Source organism: Photorhabdus viridis, assembly GCF_040256935.1.
In the GTDB taxonomy this organism is placed as follows: domain Bacteria; phylum Pseudomonadota; class Gammaproteobacteria; order Enterobacterales; family Enterobacteriaceae; genus Photorhabdus; species Photorhabdus viridis.
In genome coordinates this window covers 53970-76495 of the sequence record NZ_JBEJZY010000008.1, presented here as the reverse complement: position 1 = coordinate 76495, position 22526 = coordinate 53970, and the positions used below count along the sequence as shown (strand labels likewise).

Below are 22526 nucleotides of genomic sequence, written 5' to 3'. Positions count from 1 at the left end.
CGGGGAGTAGTCAATGTTTTCTATTGTTAGAAAAAATGAGTCGAGGTGATGGTTGCAAGTTTATTATCAGTAAATTTGAGTTCGGTTTATTGGATATAATAGCGTCAGGCTGATGATATTAATAATACGTTGTATCTATATATTTCTCTATTTTCATCATTATAGTGTATTTATGTTGGATAATAATTAAATTCTTAAAATGTATTGAGCAGATAAATAATTATTTTGTCCTGCCTGGATTTACTCTTTACTATAAAAAATAGTAAATAAAATAGCCTAATAGCAATAGGGATTTAAGTATTTGAGGTATGTTCTGTGTTTTGACAAGGGCTTAGTTTGTGTCTCAGATCTGAATAATTTAACCGACTTAACAAATTTGGATAATAGTTAATCTCAATTAAAACAATAAGTTGAATTAATATTTGAGGTATGTTATTTTCTTCGCAATGACAATAATGCAAGTGGTTATCATTTGCATTTGCATTTTTTAAAAGTTGTTTATATAATTTCTTAAGTTTTTTACTAATGGATGGTAAAAGCGTTTTTGCCGGTATTAGTGAATGCCTATACCCGCTTCTTCTTGGAGATTAGCTATCTATGTTAAAGAATAGCGTAACCACTATTGCTGTGTTATCTGTTTTTTATTCTCATCAGAGTTTGGCAAATAAAAATAGCAAAACCGATTCGTTGGATACTATTGTTGTAACTGCGGAGAAAGTTTCTGCGGATCAGCAAAAAACAGCGATAAGTATGACGGCATTATCCGATTTTGATATTGAGCGGAAAGGGATTGAAAACTTTTATGAAGTTGTTTCAGAAGTGCCCAATTTATATATGATAAAAGCGGGTAATCCATCTGATGCTGGGTTTATTTCATTACGCGGTGTGACGCCTGGAATGGAAGGGGAGCAAGCGGTCGGTTTCTTTACCGACGGTGTATATAGCCATTCATTTGATACTGAATTACTGGATATTGAACGTATTGAAGTATTACGCGGTCCACAGGCAACATTATATGGCCGCAATACTGAAGCAGGGGTCATTAATATCATTACCAAAGATCCCGAGCCAGTAACGGAACGGAAACTTGGTTTCTCATATGGTAATTATAATCGTTTGCAGACTACTGCTATTTTAGGTGGTGGTATTGATGAATATGGCGATTGGTCTTACCGTACAGCATTACGTTATTTGAATAGTGATGGTTATTTTAAACGGGATTATGATAATAAAAAGAATATAAATGGTATTAATGATTTTAACGGCAGATTTAAGCTTCGCTGGCAGCCATCAGATGGGCCGTGGGATATTATTACTACGTTTGATGCACAAAACCGCAGAAATGGAAACGCTTCATTTGCACCGATCGATAAAATAAAGAGAGGGACAAAATCGATAGATTCTGACTATGCAGGTAAATCAGACGCTAATATTTATAAAGGATCTATTAAAGCGGTCTATCAATGGGATCGTATGGATCTGACTTCAATTAGTGCATATACTTCAGAAGATAAAAAAGATTATCAGGATCTCGATTTTACTCGTAAATCACATTCAAAATTACTAATTGACCGTAAACAAAATTACTTCTCTCAGGAATTACGTCTTAACTCTAAAAATACCGGGCCATTTAACTGGTTGATTGGTATGTATTACTTCAATCAGGATGATAAATTAGATATTGATTACAGGATGTTGCCGGACGGATATCAGGTTAAGAATACAAACGTTAAGACCAATAATTATGCGCTGTTTGGTAATACCAGTTATTATCTGACGGATAATGTAGAGCTGGTTGCTGGGCTGCGTTATGACTATGAGAAAAAGAATCTGAAATTTAGAAAGACAGAAAATTTCTCAGGAATAACCAGAGAAAATTTGACTGATAACCTCTCGTTTGATGCTTGGTTGCCAAAAGCTGGGGTCAATTATTATGCTACGGATAACGCTATGTTATATGCCAGTATTGCCCGTGGTTATAAAAGTGGAGGGTTTAACAGTTTGGCGCCTAAGGATCAGCGTCGTTTTGATGCTGAATACACAACCAACTATGAAATTGGTCTGAAATCAGAATGGTTGGATAAGACAGTGCGCTGGAATACCGCATTATTTTGGATTGACTTTACGGATCAGCAGGTTGAAAAGCAATTTTATCCCGAATCCATTACCCAGAATGCAGGGAAATCAATCAGTAGAGGGCTTGAGTCGGAAATTTCTTGGAGAGTAATTAAGGGGCTGACATTATCTGCTAATGCAGGTTTCAATGATGCTCACTTTACTGAGTTTAAAGATAATATTTATGACAAGCAGAGTGGCAAAATTGTAGATAAAGATAAACGTCCGGCAAATACGCCAAATTATACTTATGGCGTTGGTGTAGATTACAGTTTCCTGGACGGATATTTTATCCGTGCTGATTATAATGTTGCCGGTAAAGTTTATTTCGATAATGCTAATACTGAGAAGCAATCTAATTATGGCTTGTTGAATCTTCGAGCTGGATATGAGACGCCAACTTACGATATTACGTTATGGGCGAAGAATCTTTTAAATAAAACTTATGTTACTCGTGCATTCCAAATGTCTGGAGATAGCACTTGGTATGGTCGTGCAGGGGAGCCTCTGACTTTCGGTGCGACAGTCAATGTTAAGTTCTGATAAATAGTATTACAGTAGCCCATTACAATAATTCCTGTTGTGATGGGTTATAAGAGTAGTTAAACCCATTAACTACTCTTATATGCTATGCATTATTTATAAATTTTTACTGCCTGCTATTACTACCATTGTAAATGATAGGAATAATTATAAGGAATTAAGGTATGAATGATAATAATAATTTATCAGGGTGGGTAAGAGATACTCTTTATTTATATGCAAATAAACAGCCTAACGAAACGGTTTTAAGATATTGCCTTAAGGATAATACACAAGAATTTAACTATAAAGATATTATCTGTCTCAGTAGCTATATTGCCCGCCATATAAGTTACCGCGAAAATGCTAAAGCGATTATTCTGATACCGGGTAATACTCAGTTTATTTTGGGATTCATAGCTTGTATTATCCGTGGTATTACCGCTGTCCCCGTTAACTTACCGGCCAGTCATCGTCTTGGACGAGTAGCGGATACAATTGATCATATCTTTGAAGATTGTCAGCCAGAATATATTATTACTTTAAAAAGCTCGGTTGATGAAATTGAGAAGCGGCAATGGCATGTAGGTCGTCAGGTTATTGTGCTTGATGATATTCTTACGGAGAATGATATATCAGAAATACCATCAGCTAATGAATATAAAGAGCTAATGTGTTCGAATGATGGTCCGGTATTTCTTCAATATTCTTCTGGTTCTACCGGTAAGCCGAAAGCTGTCTGCAATTTTGATGCAAATATGCAGGCCCAACATGAGATATTGCTTGAATTACATCGCGATTGCCAGCCACGAATTATTACGGCCAATTGGATACCGTTTTATCATGATATGGGCATGTTTTGCGGATTATTGACGCCACTATTATCTGGCGGTTGTTGCAACTTTATTTCTCCCAGCCATTTTACGGCTGATCCTGCCCGCTGGTTAAAACTGATTACTGATTATTCTGCAAATTCCACAGCCGCACCAGATTTCGCTTGGCAACTGTGCGTTGATAGTATCACTCAAGAGCAGGCAGCAGAATTCGATCTCTCTTCGCTTAAAATGGTATTGAATGCCGCAGAACCTATCCGGGTTGAAACTATGCCGCAGTTTGCCCGTCACTTTTCTGTGTCAGGTTTTAACCCTTTGAGCTTTGTGCCCGCCTATGGTATGGCGGAAGCAACACTTGTCATCAGCCACAAACCCGCCGGGATGCCATTCATTAGCCAGTGTTTTGATGCGGATAGACTTGCTTCCGGTTACGCTGTTCCTGCGGAAAATGGTCGTGAACTGGTGAGTTCAGGGCAGGTTGTCAGTGGATGGAAATTACGGATTGTTGATCCTGAAACCGGTGAAATATTACCGGAAGGGCGGGTTGGTGAAATTTGGGTTGATGGTGATTCCAAAGCGCCTGGTTATTGGCAGAAACCCGAACTTAGCCGGCAGACTTTTATGGCTTGTCTTAATCAGTCTATAGATAAAAGCTATTATTTGCGGACAGGCGATTTAGCCTTTATCTGGCAAGGAGAGCTTTATATCTGTGGCCGACATAAAGATCTTATTATTGTCGCTGGCGAAAATTACATGCCAAATGATATTGAAGCCAGTATCGAGATGGGATGTGAAGACGTAAAAATTGGTGGAGCTTGTGCTTGCCAACGGGTAGAAAGCGGTGAGTTGTTTGTCTTTGCCGAAGTTTATCGCCACCTTGAAGCGACTAAATTACAGGCCATTGCCCGGCAGATTGCTGCCAGAGTCGCATCGGATTTTCAGCTTTCTCTAGAGAATGTGGTGTTATTGCCTCATGGTGTGTTGAAAAAAACTTCCAGTGGAAAAATCCGACGTAAACAAATGTTGGCTGATTTTGAGAATAGCCAACTAAAAGTGCTCTTTGCTTTGCAGTCTGATATTGACAAAAAAGAAGCTTCTTCCTTGCCCGGTTGGCTTTATCAGCTTCTTTGCAGTTTGCTTCATTTAGATAACCCAAATCCTGCCTGTGGTTTTGCTGAATTGGGATTAACCAGCCTGTTAGCAGTCCGCTATTGCCAGCAGATAAATAAAATCTGGCGTTGTAATCTAACCCCGGCGGATTTATTTGCTTACCCAACTATTACTCAGTTGGCTAAATATATTGATAAATTATCAGATGAAAAAATCACGGTATCTGCCACAAAATCTGAATCAACCGGAAATAAACAGATTGCAATTATTGCGATAAGTTGTCGCTTACCGGGGCAAACAAGTAACAAATGGCAACAATATGGGCAATGGTTGGCAAAAGCAGAGTTAGCCGTTAAAGACAACAATTCAGAACTTCGTCAGTTTGCGCTTCCTATTGGCGCTCTGGAACATATTGACCAATTTGACGCCCGTTTCTTCAACATTTCAGGCCGGGAAGCACTATTACTTGATCCTCAGCAGAGGCTATTGCTTGAATTAAGCTGGCATCTGTTCGAACAGGCCGGATGGTTGCCGGAGCAACTGAAACAATCTGATACGGGTTTCTTTATCGGTTAGAGCGGCAGTGAGTTTGGTCAGCAATTACTGCAACTGAATAATCCTGAATATGCCAAAAGTTATTTGGCTACTGGGATTAATACGAGTGCAAGTTCTGGCCGATTAGCGAAGTTCTATGGAACAACCGGTCCTGCACTCACTATTGATACGGCTTGCTCTTCTTCTCTAGTGGCATTGGATACGGCGATTCGCAGTTTACAGCAAGGGCAATGCCACGCTGCTGTTGCCGGTGGCGTTAACATTTTACTGTCACCGCAGATTGAACAGACATTGATAAACGCCGGCATGTTATCGCCTAATGGCCGATGCGCTACGCTGAGTGAAGACGCGGATGGCTATGTCAGAGGTGAAGGTGCGGCATTACTATTACTCAAACCTTATCAACAGGCTTTGGATGATGGTGATCCGGTGTTGGCCGTGATTGAATCCAGTTGTGTCGCTCAGGATGGTGAAAGTAGCAGCTTGACTGCTCCGAATCCACAAGCCCAGTCAGCAATGCTTAAGCGATTGTTGGAACAGGCTGATATTGCGCCTGATGATATTGATTTGCTGGAGATGCATGGCACGGGTACCGCTTTAGGTGATCCGATTGAGTTACAAGCGATTGACAGTGTTTATGGTAAACGACACCAGCCGTTGCCGTTGGCCGCCTGTAAAGCACAGATCGGTCATTTGGAAGCTGCCGCAGGTGTGGCCTCTGTGGTTCGGGCTGTGGCGCAGATACAACAGCAACAACGGTTTGGTCATCCAACTTTGGCCTCGTTCAGTGCTAAATTGTCAGCGTTAATGCCACGTTATCGCTACAGTAAACAGACTGAATCCCACCGAATAGAACGAGTTGCGATCAGTTCATTCAGTTTTACCGGCACAATGGCGGGTTTAGTGCTGAGTAAAGCAAATTTATCTGACACCACTATCCCAGCGCCATTTGTTGAAAATGGTTTATTGCCGCTTTCAGCTTGTAGTGCATCAGCATTGCAGCAGATGGCTAATCAACTGGCGGATTTGCTGGAAAATCATCAGGAACAAGCCGGTGAACTGCTCAACGGTTGGTTGAATAAACGTCATCATCATTTTGGTTGGCGGGCGCTAATCGGCTATCAGAATTTAGCCACTCTGATCGCGCATTTACGCCATGTTGAGCCAATTCAAGTTGATCGTGTAAAAATGTTAGAGAAGGGGAGTGATCCTTGTGATTGGTTACAAGGGCAATCCTATAACTGGGTTAAGTATGCTGGAAACATGCCGGTTAGCCGATTTACACTAGCACAACTTCCTCTCTATCCATTTAATCGTGACAGTTACTGGCCGGAAGAACTTCGTTTAGTTGTACAGGAAACACAGGAGCAATCCGAGTCTTGTTCAGGTCATACAGGCTTTGATTTCGTTATCAATTGGATAGCGGACGTGCTGGGAACTGAGCCTAACGCATTAGCAATGGATGATAACTTGCTTAATTTGGGCATTGATTCATTGCAGATGTTGGATCTGGTGGATGAGTGTAAAAAACAGCATGTCATTCTGTCATTATCTTCTTTATTCGAGCAGCCAACATTAGCCGCATGGCAACAGTGTTGGTTTTCTGCCGCTCAATCTGAAAATGTCTCAAAAGAGTCAGAACAGCCGGTTATAAAATGGAATGGCGAGCCTTTTGAACTCACTTCGGTTCAGCAAGCCTACTGGACGGGGCGGCAAAAAGAACAGACGCTGGGCGGAATCGCTTGTCAAGTCTATATGGAACTGGATTGTCCGTTACTGAAGAACAGCGATATTGAATGGGCAGTGAATCAATTACATCAGCGCCATGATATGTTGCGGATGCGTATTACCGGTGATGGTAAAGGGGAGATTACGGTTTACCAGCCGGTATCCATTGAATCTTATGATTGGCAACAACTTTCACCGAGTTTATTGGAAGAGAAAAGATTCACACTTAGGAAACGTCTGGAAACTAAAGTTGCAGATCTGACAATTGAAAGTGGATTTGGCGTGGTAGTAAGCCATACCGTAAATAGCAGTCGCTTACATATTAATATCGATATGGTAATGGCGGATGCTATGAGCCTTCAGATTTTGTTGAGAGAGCTCAGTCAGCTTATTTTGATGCCGGGTGTGCTTCTTCCTCAATTAAATTACAGCTTCCCGCAATATCTGTGTGAACAGGCCGCTGATAATCAGTTAATCGACAGTCGTCAATACTGGCAAAACAGATTGGCTGAGCAATTGCCTTTTGCGCCTCAGTTACCGCTGGCAGTTAAACCGGAACATATTGATAAGCCTGATTTCCATCATCGTCAGTGGAGTCTGGAACAACAGCGTTGGTTATCATTAAAGGAAATTGCCCGCAGCAATGGTATAACCCCGTCAATGCTGCTGGCGAATTGCTTTGCTGAGACATTGCGTGGCTGGGCTGAATCGCCGGATTTCACACTGAATCTGACTATTTTCAACCGTCGCGGAGAACATCTTCAACTACCTGATTTAGTCGCAGATTTCACAACATTATTGTTGCTGGCTTGTCATACACAAGCGGGGAACAGCATCTTAGAAAATTGCCGGGCTCTCAATCGCCAGTTTATGTCAGATCTGGATCATGTGGATTACAGCGCGATTCAGGTTATGCGGGACTGGTCGCAGATGTACGGGCATCAAGTTCCCATGCCGGTGGTATTCACCAGTAATCTTGGCCGTGATCTGCTTAACGGTAATGAGCTGGGAGAACTGAATTATCTGGTATCCCAGACGCCGCAAGTCTGGATTGACTGCCAGGTGATGGAACATCAAGGCGAATTATTAGTCAGCTGGGATTGTGTCGATGGGTTATTCCCTCAAGGCATGCTTGATCAAATGTTTAGTTTTATGACTCATCTGATCAGCGCAATTACAGATAATTCTCAACTCCTTTTAAAGCCAGTTTCGCATTATGTCACGCCGGAAATTATTGAACAGCGTACAGAGCCTAAAGATTGTGATGGCATGCTGTTTACGCCACGTTTGCTGCATCGTCGTTTTTATGAGATTGCTGCATTGTGGGCAGATTCACCAGCAGTTATCACGCCTCATCAACGACTCAGTTATGGCAAACTTGAACAGGATGTACTGGAACTGGCTTACAGGCTGAAAGAGCAAAAAGTAAAAGCCGGAGATAACCTGGCATTACTGTTGCCAAAAGGTACAGAGCAAGTTGTGGCTGTTTTGGCTTGCTTGAGTGTTGGGGCGGTATATGTTCCGCTGGATGTCGCGCAGCAATCAGCCCGTTTACAGACCATCATCAGTCAGGCGGATATTTCGTTGATTATTACAAATAACGAATATCAGGAGCTTGTTAGTGGTTGGTTTGATGCGGTTCTGAATATTGAGCAGACAGGTGACTCACGACTGCCACTATCACAGGTGATTTATGGGGAACCGGAACTTTCTGCTTATATCATCTTTACTTCTGGCTCTACCGGTACACCTAAAGGTGTTGTGGTATCTCATCAGGCTGCCGCTAATACAATTGATGATATTAATCGCCGTTATGGTCAGCAGGAAAAAACACGGGTATATGCCCTGTCGGCACTGAATTTTGATTTGTCGGTGTATGACATTTTTGGCCCTCTCGCGTCAGGGGGAGCCTTGGTGATGCCTGAGATAGGCCATGAGCGGGAAGCAAAACAGTGGTTGGAACAGCTGCATCAGGAACAGGCGACAGTCTGGAACAGTGTCCCAGCACTGTTTGATATGTTGCTGGTGGCTGCTGAAAATGATCCTCGTGGCTTGCCGGATTCATTGCAACAGGTGTTGTTATCCGGTGATTGGGTTGGTCTGGATCTGCTTCCCCGTTTGCGTGAAGTCGGCAGTCAGGCTCAATTAACGGCAATGGGGGGAGCGACGGAAGCGGCAATCTGGTCTAACGCGATTGATGTCGATGTTATCCCGTCGGAATGGCGCTCAATTCCTTACGGTTATCCGCTCTCTAATCAGCATTACCGAGTCATGGATTCACAACAACGGGATTGCCCTGATTGGGTCGCCGGAGAGTTGTGGATTGGCGGAAAAGGTGTAGCGCTGGGCTATTACGGCGATCGGGAAAAAACAGATGCTCAGTTTGTTCTGCATCAAGGGCAGCGTTATTACCGGACCGGAGATTATGGCCGCTTTTGGCAGGGAGGATGCCTTGAGTTTCTTGGCCGTAAAGATAGCCAGATTAAACTGAATGGTTACAGGATTGAACTGGGTGAAATTGAAACGGTGGCTTTACGTCACCCAGCAATCAGTAAAGCTGTTGCATTGTGTTTATCTGAACCACAGAAACATCTGAGATTATTCGTTGAAGGCCAGGTTATAACGGGTGATTCTTCAACATTCGCTGATGATATATTGCCTGAAATGCCATCATTTATTCAGGTAGAAAACAGTCAGGATGATGAACAGAATATCGCTTTGTCACTGTTGCAAAAGATATTGCTTGATTCTTTGCAACTGACATTCACTCAGCCGCAAAGTGCAGAAATACTTTACCAACAGGCAGGGGTGATACCTCGTTATCAACCACTATTTATTCAGTGGCTGGCGTGGTTGACGCATCAGGGATGGTTATCTGAAAGTGAAACAGGCTGGCAGTTGAATCATGGTTGGCAACCAGATAACAAACCGGTTCTGGCATCACGAATGGACAGAATTTATCAGGCGCTTAATGGGTATTGTGACTGGATTGTTCAAGTCATTCAGGGGAAACAGAACCCACTGATGCTTATCGACGATCCTGTATTGTCGCCGGAGGTTCTGGTTGTTGGTTCACCGGAAACCGAAGTGGTCATTACCCTTATTGCGGATCAAATCCGTCGGTTATCCACGATATTGCAGCGGCCTGTCAGAGTCGCAGAGCTGAATGGCCGCAGTGGTCTGTTTGCAGGCAAGTTACTCAGTCTATTATCAGATTTGGAGATTGAATATTGCTTGGTTGAACAGGCCGGTTCACTGCGTGAACTGGCGAAATATCGTCTGTCAGGTTATCCGCATCAGAGTCAGGTTTGCACAGTGCGGGAAACGGCAGATTATAGTGCCGATTTGGTCATCAGTAATAACGCATTGCATCGTTATGCCGATATCTGTCGGGGAATCTCTGATCTGCAAGTATTGGCATCTTCTGGCAGTGGCGTATTGGTGTTTGAAAGCCAATATCTCAGCCCGCTGGCACAATTAACGGTGTTACTGCTGCAAGATGAAAACGGTTTTACTGATCTGCGACAAGGTCAGCAAGATCCACTACTGGATAAGAAACGTTGGCAGCAGCAGTTGTTGCAAAGTGATTTACCCGTGCAGTCTGTCACGGTAATGGGTGAAAACTCTGTACTGTTGATGTGCAAAAACTGTCGTGGCAACGTTACGGTTAATCGCCACGAACTGACACAGCATCTGACAAATTATCTTCCAGCTTATATGTTGCCGCAGTATTTGCATGTTTTAGATAAATTACCATTGAGCGCTAATGGAAAAATAGATCGCAAAGCACTTGAGCAATTAGCTGTAGACGGGGCAGAACAGGAAATTCTGCAATCTGCCCAAGGTGTCGAATTGTCAGGAAAAGCCGAATATCTGGTGGCTAAAATCTGGCAACAGGTATTGGGAACAGAACCAATGGCTGACAGCAATTTCTTCCTGCTTGGTGGTGATAGTTTACATGCCACCCGTATTGTTGTGGCGTTGGAATCAGCAGGGGCTGTAGATGTCACACTGGCTCAGGTGTTCTCCTCCCCGGTATTGCGTGACTTTGCTCGTTTGATGACTTTTGCTGAACTGTCAAAAACAAAAGTGATGCAGCTGCAACATCAGGAAAGTGAGCGTTATCAGCCATTCCCGCCTACAGATGTACAACGTGCTTATCTGATGGGGCGTCAGGCTGGTTTCCGTCTCGGTGGGGTTGCCACTCATTATTATAACGAATACGAAGGCCAGCCTTTTGATGCAATGCGGTTAGAACAGGCTTTATCTGCCTTGATTGCTCGCCATGATGCATTGAGAATTGTATTTGACGAGCAAGGAATGCAACAGGTGTTGCCACAGCAGCCAAAACCTGCGCTAGACGTGATCCACTGTTCAGATCAGCAATGGTCAGAAGAAACCAGTAAATTGCGGGAACGCTTATCTCATCGGGTACTTGATCCGACACAATGGCCGCTGTTCCATGTGACGCTGATTCAGTCAGATAATGGGCGTAACCGCCTGTATATCGGGTTGGATAATTTGATCCTTGACGGTTTGAGTATGCGTATTTTCTTCACCGAACTTGAGCAGCTTTATCAGCAACCGGAAGGAGTATTGCCATCCGTTGGGATTGGTTTCCGAGATTATCTCACCACGGTGATTTCTGATGAAGAGAAGAGCCGTAAATCGGCAAATTACTGGCAGGCCCGGCTGGCAGAATTACCTGAAGCGCCAAAGCTGCCACTGATTTGTGATCCGCAGTCATTGGGTACGCCTCGGTTTAAACGTTGGCAATCTGTTTTGCCTCGGCAGCAGTGGCAAACGCTGACAGAAAAAGCCCGGCATTATCAAGTGACGCCTTCTTGTTTATTGCTGACTTGTTATGCACAAGTGTTGGCGAAATGGTCTGAATCGGCGTCATTGAGTATCAATGTGACGTTGTTTGATCGTCAGCCATTACATCCTGATATCAACCATATTCTGGGGGATTTCACTTCACTTCTGTTACTGGAATGTCATCATTTAACCGATGAAAACTGGCTTAACAGAGCACAGCGATTACAGCAACAGCTTTGGCAAGATCTGGCTCATACTGATGTTTCGGCTGTATGGGTTATCCGTGAATTGAATAAACAACGGCAAGTTACCGATTTGGCTATGCCCGTCGTGTTTACCAGTGCGTTAGGGGCAGAAGTCATGCCTTATCAAGAGAGTGCACAACCTTTCCCGCCGGCTATCTGGGGAATTTCTCAGACTCCTCAGGTTTGGATCGATCATCAGGTATATGAACAGGATGGAGAATTACGTTTCAACTGGGATGTGGTTGATGGTCTGTTCCCGCAAGGTATGATTGATACGATGTTCAGCGCATATTGTGATTTGCTGACGCAGTTAAGTGTGACCCCGGACTGGCGTACTCAGGTGAATGTAGCGCTGCCGATACAACAGCAGCAATGTCGTCAACGGGTTAATGATACGCATCAGGAATTGAGTTTTGCACCAATGCATCAGCGTGTTGGGCAGGCGATGACACAGTTTGCGGATCGAACAGCGATTATTGATGGTGAGCAGCAGGTCAGTTATCAGCAGTTAGAGCAACATGTGCAACGATTAGCCCAGGTTTTGGTTGAACAAGGCATTTGTGCGGGTGATTGTATTGGTATTGCGTTGCCGAGGGGTTATCAACAAATCGTCGCAGTACTGGCTGTTCAGTGGTTGGGCGCGGCTTATGTTCCAATCTCTGTCGAGTGGCCGGTACTGCGCCGGGAACAGGTTGCTCAGCAGGCGGGGTTGATTTGTGTTGTGGCGGATAGCCACTTGCAATGGACGGAATCTGTCGCAATTGTTGATATTAACCAGTCACCGCTGACAACAACGGTGATTCAACTCTGGCATTCACAAGCTCAAGATCTGGCTTACATTATTTTCACTTCTGGCAGCACTGGCGTACCTAAAGGCGTAGCGATCAGTCACGGTGCTGCGGTCAATACTATTGAAGCGATCAATCGGCAGCATTGTGTTGGTAAACAGGACAAAGTTCTGGCGCTGTCTGCACTGCATTTCGACCTTTCTGTGTGGGATATCTTTGGTGTGTTGTCAGCGGGAGGGACTTTGGTCACGGTACCTGAAACCTATTCCAAGGACGCTGCACATTGGTTGACTCTGATAAAACAGCACCAGATAACGTTATGGAACAGTGTGCCAGCCTTACTGGAAATGGCGCTGTTACTGAGTGAAAACGGTGAACAGGCCGATGCGCTTACTAGTTTGCGTCTGGTCATGCTCTCTGGTGACTGGATTAACCTTGCATTGCCTGAGCGTTTGAAACGCTGGATACCACAGGTACAACTGGTTTCTATGGGGGGCGCGACCGAAGCGGCCATTTGGTCGAATTACTGGTTAGTGGATGAGCTTGATCCTGAATGGAATTCTATTCCTTATGGATTACCGTTACCGAATCAGCGTTTCCGTGTAGTCAATGAACTAACGGAGGATTGTCCTGATTGGGTTGCCGGTGAACTGTGGATTGGTGGTCATGGTGTGGCGCTAGGTTACTTCGGTGATGATGAGCGCACTGCCAATCAGTTTATTTTCTGGCAAGGGGAGCGTTGGTATCGTACTGGTGATATGGGGCGTTATCACCCAACAGGCGTACTGGAATTCTTGGGACGGCGTGATCAGCAGGTTAAAATTTCCGGTTACCGTATTGAGCTGGGTGAGATCGTACAGGCTCTGAAAGGTTGTGATGGTATTGAAGATGCGTTGGTATTTGTTAATCGACGTGGCGAACGTCCATCCCTCTCAGCTTGCGTTTTAGCATCACAAGAGCCGGATTGGTCGCTGTTGCGGCAGCAACTGTCAGCACAATTACCAGAATATGCGGTTCCGGTCGAGTTTGGTTGGTTGTCTTGCTGGCCATTGACAGACAATGGCAAGCTAGATCGCAAAATGATTGAGCAACAACTACGGCATGTTGTCAATCAAGCTATGGATACATTGCCGGAAAGCCCATTGGAAAAACAGCTGGCAGATGTGCTGTTGCCATTACTTAATCTGACGCAACTCAGCGTTCATGACAATTTCTTTGCCCTTGGTGGCGACTCCTTTATTGCAACCCGTTTCACTTCTGAACTGAGGCGGTGTCATAACATTGATTTGCCACTCTGGCAGGTTTTTAACCTGCAAACTATTGCACGTATGGCGCAACAACTACAATCCGCACCCGCAGAAGAAGCGGAAATGATTTTTGAGGAAGGTTCTCTATGAATAGCCAGGAAACGATACAGAAAAAAACAGTACAGCTATCAGCGCCACAACAAGCTGTTCAGCTTTTACTGCAACTTGAACAACAACAGGCTAAATTCTGGCTGGAAGGTGATGCGTTGAAGTTTCGCGCGCCTGAGGGAGTGATGAATCCTCATGTTATTGCTCAGTTGAAGAATTTGAAACCACAAATTGTTGCGTTAATACAGGAGTGGCAGGAACCACAGAGTTTTGTGATAAACCCGGCACAGAAGCATTTGCCTTTTGCTCTAAGTGATGTGCAGTCAGCCTATTTTGTCGGGCGTCATGCAATGTTCGATTATGGTGGTGTTGGTTGTCACGGCTATTTTGAGATTCTGACTGAACATTGGGACGTTAAACGCCTTGAACAGGTATGGAATCAACTGATCCAACGCCACGATATGTTGCGGGCAGTATTCACTGTTCAGGGGCAGCAACAGATTTTGCCGGAAGTGGATCGTTTTACTATTGATTGCGATTCCTCTTCGCAGGAAGAACTTCGACAAACCCTGTCTCACCGGGTTTATCAGACAGATTGTTGGCCTCTATTTGATCTGAAAGTCAGCCAAGCGGCAGGGAAATCCTGCCTTCATTTCAGTATTGATTTGCTGATTGCGGATTTTCTCAGTGTACAAATTTTGCTGGCAGAACTGTTAAAAGGTTATCAAGAGCCTCAGACAGAACTTGCTCCATTGCAGGCCAGTTTCCGTGATGTGATGGAGTTTGAGCGGCGCCGCCACCATCAGCGCAGTTATGCCAGCGCGCGTGAATATTGGTTGAAACGTCTGCCTGAGTTGCCGGCCAGCCCACAATTACCTCACCTTCCAGTACAAAGTGGCGTTGTTCCTCGTTTCAGTCGTTACGATTTGCAACTCACGATTAAGCAGTGGGAGCAATTGCAACAACATTGTCGTTTGCAGGGCGTCTCTCCTTCTGCACTGCTTTTGGCGCTATTTAGTGAAACACTTGTTCGCTGGTCAGAAACGAAATCTTTTTGCCTCAATCTGACAGTAATGAACCGCCGTGATCTTCATGAAGATATTCACCGGATGGTTGGGGATTTTACCAGCGTTAGCCTATTACAGGCGGATATCAGCCAGCCACTCTCCTTACTGGAACGGGTGAAAAATCTACAGGCGCAACTGTGGCAGGATTTGGAGCATAACGCATTCAGCGGTATTGAGGTGATGCGTGAGCTGGCACGACAGAGGGGAGCAGAAGCTGCGAGAATGCCGATAGTATTTACCAGTGCATTAGTTGGCGAGGGTAAAGAGCAGGCGCAGGATATTATCAGCCAATTACCGATGGATATTGAGATTGGCTATGGTATCAGCCAGACCCCACAGGTATGGATTGATTGCCAGGTGATGGCCCGTAACGGAGGGTTATTGGTCAACTGGGATATCATGGAGGGAGTATTCCCGCTAGACCTCATCCGCGATATGTTCAATTGCTTTACTGGCGCGATACATCAGGTACTGGAACATGTTGATGTGTGGGATCAGGTACTCGTCATTAATCTGCCTGAGTACCAGCAAAAAATACGGCAACAGGTTAATGCGACTGAGGAAGTGATTAAATCGGCGCTATTACATCAGGGTATCCTAGAACAGGCCGGTAAAACGCCTGATGCATTGGCGCTGATTGATGCATGTGGGCAGGTGACCTACCAACAGATGGTAACACGCGCCACAAAATTGGCTGCCTTTTTGCCTCAAGGTGGACATAGCGCGGTATTGATGGAGAAAGGTGCGGAGCAGGTTATTACAACCCTGGCGATTCTAATCGCTGGTGGTGTTTATCTGCCACTTGATATTTCACAACCGTTACCACGGATATTACAAATTCTTACTGATGCACAGGTTAGTGCAGTATTGACAGATAATGAAGTTTTAGCCCAACAGTTGCGGGAACAGGGGTTTAATGCTGCTAGCACAGAGAATCTGTCAGAGCTGGCAACGACTTCCGTTGTGTCAGTGAAGCAAAATGACCCGCATAATCTGGCCTATATTATTTATACCTCCGGGAGTACCGGGCAGCCGAAAGGCGTGATGATAAGCCATGATGCGGCGCTGAATACCATCAGCGATATCAATCGCCGTATGAATGTCACATCGACTGACCGCATGCTGGCACTGGCGAGGCTGAGTTTTGACCTTTCTGTTTACGATATTTTTGGTGTACTTAGCGCAGGTGGCGCGCTGATATTGCCGCAAGAACAGGATTTACAAAACCCTGCACAATGGGCGCGGCTAATTGATAAGCATCAGGTGACGTTGTGGAACTCTGTCCCAGCGCAAATGACGATGCTGACCCGCTATCTGTCTGAAGGTGGGAAGGAATCCATTGGTAGCTTACGTTGTGTGATGATGTCTGGTGACTGGATCCCGCTTAATTTGCCAACCGCTATTTATCAGCATGCGCCAGATGCTTATCAGTTCAGCCTGGGTGGGGCGACTGAAGCTGCTATTTGGTCAAATATATGGCCGATAGAACCTTCAAAAACCTATCACAACAGCATTCCTTATGGCACGCCATTGGCTAATCAGCAGTTCCGTATTTTGGATCTCCGTGGGGAACCTTGTCCTGACTGGGTTGCGGGAGAACTTTGGATTGGTGGCCGTGGTGTTGCCCAAGGCTATTGGCAGGATGAAGAAAAAACTCGCCATCACTTTATCACTGACAGCCAGGGACAACGCTGGTATCGCACGGGAGACCGGGGGCGTTATACCATCAATGGCATTATTGAGTTTCTTGGACGCTGTGATAATCAGGTAAAAATTCGTGGTTATCGGGTGGAAACGGGTGAGATAGAAGCCGTGTTGGAACGACATAATAGTGTGGCTCAGGCTGCGGTTGTCGTAAAAGGGGATAAACATAATCAGGAATTACATGCTTTTGTTGAAGCGGCGACAGAAAATTCGTTGGAACGGGCAGAAAAGCTGTATCAACGCTATGAGATGGCATTACAAAAAGTACGCTCAGTTGCCAGCAATATTGAAGCAACGATAGATAAGCAAAAGGTAGAAAAGCTGGTTTGGTTCCTTGATCGTGTAGCCCTGTTGCATATGGCAGGTGCGTTGGTAGATGTCGGTGCTTTACAGGCAGGAAAGCCCGCTACCCTCGATTCTGTGATGGAAAACGGCAGTATTGCGGCAGAAAACCGGCAATTAACACGCCGGTGGCTGAGAGCGTTGGTTCAGCATCAGCTAATTCAGCAGCAAGGTGAGTATTACCAGCTCAATGCTGATGTTTCAGAGTATGAAATCAAGCAGTGTTGGCAACAATGTTATGACTTGATGTCAGCATTGGATGATGACCAAGGCTTGCTTACCTATCTGGAACGCAGTAGCCAGTGTCTGCCGGAATTGTTGCAAGGCAAAGAAGATCCGCTGAATTTGTTGTTCCCTGATGGCAAGTTGGATGTGGCGACCAAAACTTATCAAAACAATCTGATCAGTAAAATGATGAATCGCTTGTTGCTGGCTGCGGCTGAACAAAAAGCAGCTCAGATTAACCATGAGGAAGGGCGTTGCCTGCGGGTCTTGGAAATTGGGGCTGGTGTGGGCGGCACCAGTAACGTACTGATCCCGAAACTGGCAGGCTGGAAAGTCGAATATACCTTTACCGATGTTTCACCATTCTTCCTGAATGAGGCCAAATTGCGTTATCAGCAGTTTGATTTTATTCGTTACCGGTTGTTTGATTTCAATCGTACACCGGTGGAACAAGGGTTGGATTGTGGTCAGTTTGACATGATTGTCTCTTCTAATGTTCTGCACAATGCGGTTATTGCTCGTCAGGGATTAGAACATCTGCGTCAGTTATTGGCGCCGGATGGATGGCTGCTGGTGATTGAAGCGACACGGGATAATTACCAGTTGATGACTTCTATGGAATTTAAGCACGGTCTGAGTGATTTTGCCGATGAACGGCTGGAGCTGGATTCGCCGTTTATGCCGCAGAAAAACTGGCTTAATGCCATGAACGATGTGGGTGCGGAGACGTTATGGGCTTATCCGCCAGCAGAAGACGCGCTTTATCAATTGGGGCAGAGTTTTATTTTGGCGCAATTTAACCTCAATCGTAAACCATGTAGCAGCACAGAATTGTTGGCGTCATTAAAACAACAACTGCCTGCTTATATGGTGCCTGCTCGCCTTACCGTACTTGATCGTCTGCCTGTGACAGCTAATGGCAAAGTGGATCGTAAAGGTATGCCGGATTTACCGGAGCATAGCGGGAATGAACCAGTAGCAGAAAGCAACAGCAGTGACGAACTGGAACAGACCTTACTGACGTTGTGCCGGGAACTGCTTGGGCATAATAATATTGGTCTTGATGATGATTTCTTCGCCAGCGGTGGTGACTCATTATTAATAACGCAGTGGGTGAGCCGGATTCGTCAGGAACTTGGGGAAAATAACGTTCCGTGGGAAGGTAGCTTGCGTCAGGTACTACAGCAGCCAACTGTTCGTGCATTGGCGGCATTTTTGCGTACGCAGTCAGTGCAGGATAAGAGAGCATCAGATAACCATGCTTGTTTGACGTTGTTGAAGGAAGGTCATGGTGATCCGGTCGTTATTCTGCATGAAGGCAGTGGTACAGTACTGCCTTGCCTGCCTTTGACCGAAAAACTTTCCGGGCCGGTTTATGCGCTGAGTGTGGTAGATACAGAAGCTTTCCTGCAAATTCCGTCTGAGCAGTTAATTTCTCAATTGGCACGGCATTATCTGCGTGATATTCAATCTTTGCCTGGTCGTTGCCATTTATTTGGTTACTGCATGGGTGGGTTATTGGCTTTTGAAATGGCGCGTCAGGCAATGGAAAATCAGACCCCGGTTGCCTCCGTAACGATTGCCAGCAGTTATCAGATCCCTTACCTGATTGATGACCCATTGATGATAGATATGGCGATTATCTGGGGATTGTCAGTGGAATGTCCGTGGCCGTTGCCTCAGGAACAACTGGAAACTGTTTATGAAGCTTTGCTGGCGGAAAAGCCAGAGGTAATTGATCGTCATTCCGTCGCTGAATATGCCCGTGCCCGCGGAATGGATGCCTTTGCCGATGCTTATATGGCCGTAGTAGATATCCCGGAAGATCAGCGTTTACAGCAATTGGTCAGCGCTATTCGTAAAAATGAGATTGCTGAGAAAGAGTTGATCCGGATGTGTTCTGTTTTCCGTCACAGCATTCGGGGTGTTTGTCGTTATCAGCCAGACTATTTTGCCGGTGATCTGACGTTTGCCTGCCAAAATAGTGATACCTATTTGCTGCCTGCGCTCCAGCAGGACATGAAAGAATTCTGGCAACAATATTGTCTTGGAAACGTCAATTATCTTTCACTGAATGGCGACCATTTTGACTGTATTAAATCGGATAATGTGATGCCATTGGTAAACCATCTTGAGCAGAACAAAGCGCAGGTAAGCTAAATGAATTGGGATAGAAAAATTCTGGTAATAGGCGCCACGGGCGCAGTAGGCCGTTCTGTCGTTACCGCATTAAATCAATTGGGTTATCAGGTGTCGGGTGCAGGGCGTCGTCCCTGTGCTGAATTAGCTGATTATCATCAGATAGATTTATTTGATGAAAAAGCACTGATTGAACTTTGTCAGCCATTTTCTTTGATCATTAATGCCGCAGGTCCTGCTTCGCAAATTCAGGACAGAATCGCCAGAGCAGCATTGGCTTCGGCAACGCATTATCTGGATGTTGCGGGAGAGCCTATTGTTTGGCAGAAATTAGCCGCAGATGAGAAATTAGCGCCTTTATTACAGAAATCAGCTTGTGTCTTGGGCGCGGGATATGTGCCGGGATTTGCCTCGATTTTACCTTTTTTAGCGGCAAACCGGCTGAAATCAGTGAGTAAAATGCGGTTATATCTTGGAGGAATAGAACCTTTTACGGTGACTTCCGCCATTGATTTTATTGATAGCCTGAATGAGCAGAATGGTAAAGCAGGTCATATCTTATCTGGAGGAACGCTACAACGGGCAGCCATAGAAAAAAATGTTCAGCCTGAAACCGCTAACAGGGCATTTGATGCCCTACCATATCTCAGTTTTGAGTTGGAAAGAGTTGCCCGTCAACTCAATCTGGTTGATTTCGCTGCATTTAATTTACTGGCGGATCGTCAGCTATTGCTGACAGATCAATTTAATGGTGAGCAGGGAATTAAACAGCTAATCAGCCAGAGTGAAGAACTAACGCATCATTATGGTCAACAGCAACATATTTTGCTGGAAGCAGAAGGCGTACTGGTGGGGCAATCTGTGACGCTTATTGCCAAAGGACGTTTTACTGATAGTTACCGTTTTACCGGAGTCGTTGCTGCATTGGCGGCGGATATGATGCTAAAAACACCACAATCAGGGTTGAAATGGCTATCTGATTTAGCTGATGCAGAGCAGTTATTATCAGGGCTTGAGCACATGGGGGCCTTTGAATACTGGCAGATAGAAATGAAACAGCGTCAAAGTACAGATTATGTTGAGGGGGAACTATGAGTCGTCCATTACGTGTTATCGTCTGTGGTACGTTGTTCGGTCAGGTTTATTTGTCAGCGTTTAAAACCCATTTTCCCGGTTTTGAACTGGCGGGCATTATTGCCCGTGGCAGTGAGCGCTCGCAGCGGCTGGCGGCTGAATATCAGGTACCTTTGTATGAACACGTTTCCCAGTTGCCGGATGATATTGATATTGCCTGTGTTGTGGTACGTTCTGCCATTGTCGGTGGTGCGGGCAGTGAACTGACAAAACAATTGTTGAGCAGAGGCATTCATGTTTTACAGGAGCATCCAGTTTATCAGCGTGATGTGGCGGAATGTTTGAAACTGGCTCGTCAGAATAATTGCTGTTACTCGGTCAATACGCACTATCCGAATGTTCCGGCAGTACGGCAATTTACTGATTATTTGCAACAGGCTATGCAGCATCAGCAACCTTTATTTATTGAAGCCACCTGTGGCGTTCAAGTAATTTGCGGTTTGCTGGATATTTTGGGGCGTGCATTAGGAAAATTCACTCCTTTTGCTTTTGGCGACGCCCATCACTGGGATAAACAATTACTGACGCAGGCCGCTAGTTATCCGCCTTATACCACTATTCAAGGGGTTATTATGGGGATACCGTTAATCCTGAATTTGCAGAATCAGCTTGATCCCGGTGATCCGGATAACCATTTCCACATTATGCAACGCATTTGTGTCGGTCTGCCCAGTGGTAATTTGCTGCTGGTGAATACACATGGTCCGGTATTGTGGAATTCACGCTTCCATATACCACGCCAACGTACAACCAGTGGGGTAAGGGAGCCTCTATTACCACAACAGGCTACCCATTACTTTAAACCGCCAACGGCTGTTTCATTGTATGACTGTTGCCCAAGTCTGGAACAGATCACTAATCAGCATTGGCCTGAGGCTATTCGTCATGCTTTGCGGCAATTTGCCATACAGATGGAACGGCCTGATCCCCGCATGGCGCAATATTTACTGACAATGGCTTCTGTTTGGAAAACCTTAATGAGTAAGGTTGGCAACCCAGAAAGTTTGCATGTGCCTGATCCTGTTCCACCTCAACCGGAGATCAGTGAATTTCTGAAACAACAGGGGGATGTTCACTATGTTTGATAAGGTATCGCTTGATAGAGCAATGCGACTGATAAAGCCGGGAACCGGTAGCCAACTAATCTGTTTTCATTATGCCGGGGGCAGAGCAGAATATTTTATCCCCTGGCGTGACGGGATCTCAAAGGATACTGCGGTTTATGCCGTTCAATTACCAGGACATGGCTCGCGAATTAGCGAGCCGTTACAAACTTGTATTCATCAGTTGGCAGACAGCTTGGTCGAGGCATTGAATATTTTGCCTTTACGTCCGACTTATTTTTTTGGGCATAGCATGGGTGCTGCGCTGGCATTTGAGGTGGCATTGCGTATGCAACAACAGGGTAGAAAAATCTGTGCATTATTTGTTTCTGCCCGTCTGCCGCCACACAAAAATAGTGGTAATGATTATCACCGTCGAGATGAACAGCAATTGTTGAATAAAATTACTTCTCTGGGCGGTTCTGCGATTGATTATCAGACAATGCCTGAATTGAAGGCGTTGTTAATGCCCATTTTCCGTGCGGATTTTCAGGCTATCGAAACATATCAACGCCGTTGTCAGCAACAACTTGATTGCCCGGTATTTGCTTGTGCCGGCGAACGCGATACGGAGGTTTCTTCGGAAGAGATGGCGCAGTGGCAGTGGATAACTAAAGGGAAATTTGAACTGAAAGTGTTTGATGGCGGGCATTTTTACCTCAATGATCAATCTTCAGTTTTATTTGACTATATCAATAGTAATATTGCTGCTTCATAGTATCATTGCGCAATCAATAAATTTA

General features: G+C 45.0%; 5 protein-coding genes and 2 pseudogenes. All 7 read left to right on the top strand.

Going from position 1 to position 22526, the window contains the following annotated elements:
• Window positions 1-597: 597 nt before the first annotated feature.
• The 7 genes and pseudogenes from ABR397_RS04815 (at window position 598) to ABR397_RS04785 (ending at window position 22501) form a co-directional block, all read left to right on the top strand.
• Window positions 598-2658, top strand: coding sequence for a TonB-dependent receptor (locus tag ABR397_RS04815; RefSeq protein ID WP_350304704.1), 2061 nt, complete (start codon window positions 598-600; stop codon window positions 2656-2658).
• 164 nt (window positions 2659-2822) lie between these two features.
• Window positions 2823-4760, top strand: a pseudogene (locus ABR397_RS25420) (AMP-binding protein); the annotation flags it as partial.
• Window positions 4758-14111: pseudogene (locus ABR397_RS04805) on the top strand (amino acid adenylation domain-containing protein). The pseudogenes ABR397_RS25420 and ABR397_RS04805, both read left to right, overlap by 3 nt.
• On the top strand, window positions 14108-19567 hold the full coding sequence (locus ABR397_RS04800; RefSeq protein WP_350304703.1) for an amino acid adenylation domain-containing protein: 5460 nt from the start codon (window positions 14108-14110) through the stop codon (window positions 19565-19567). The pseudogene ABR397_RS04805 and the gene ABR397_RS04800 overlap by 4 nt, the downstream one beginning before the upstream one ends.
• Window positions 19568-20641: an NAD-dependent epimerase/dehydratase family protein gene (locus ABR397_RS04795; RefSeq protein ID WP_350304702.1), complete on the top strand. Its 1074-nt coding sequence runs from the start codon at window positions 19568-19570 to the stop codon at window positions 20639-20641.
• Window positions 20638-21765, top strand: a complete 1128-nt coding sequence (locus ABR397_RS04790) for a Gfo/Idh/MocA family oxidoreductase (protein WP_054477275.1) — start codon at window positions 20638-20640, stop codon at window positions 21763-21765. Before ABR397_RS04795 ends, ABR397_RS04790 begins: the two co-directional genes overlap by 4 nt.
• On the top strand, window positions 21758-22501 hold the full coding sequence (locus tag ABR397_RS04785; protein ID WP_149615948.1) for a thioesterase II family protein: 744 nt from the start codon (window positions 21758-21760) through the stop codon (window positions 22499-22501). Before ABR397_RS04790 ends, ABR397_RS04785 begins: the two co-directional genes overlap by 8 nt.
• Window positions 22502-22526 lie beyond the last annotated feature (25 nt).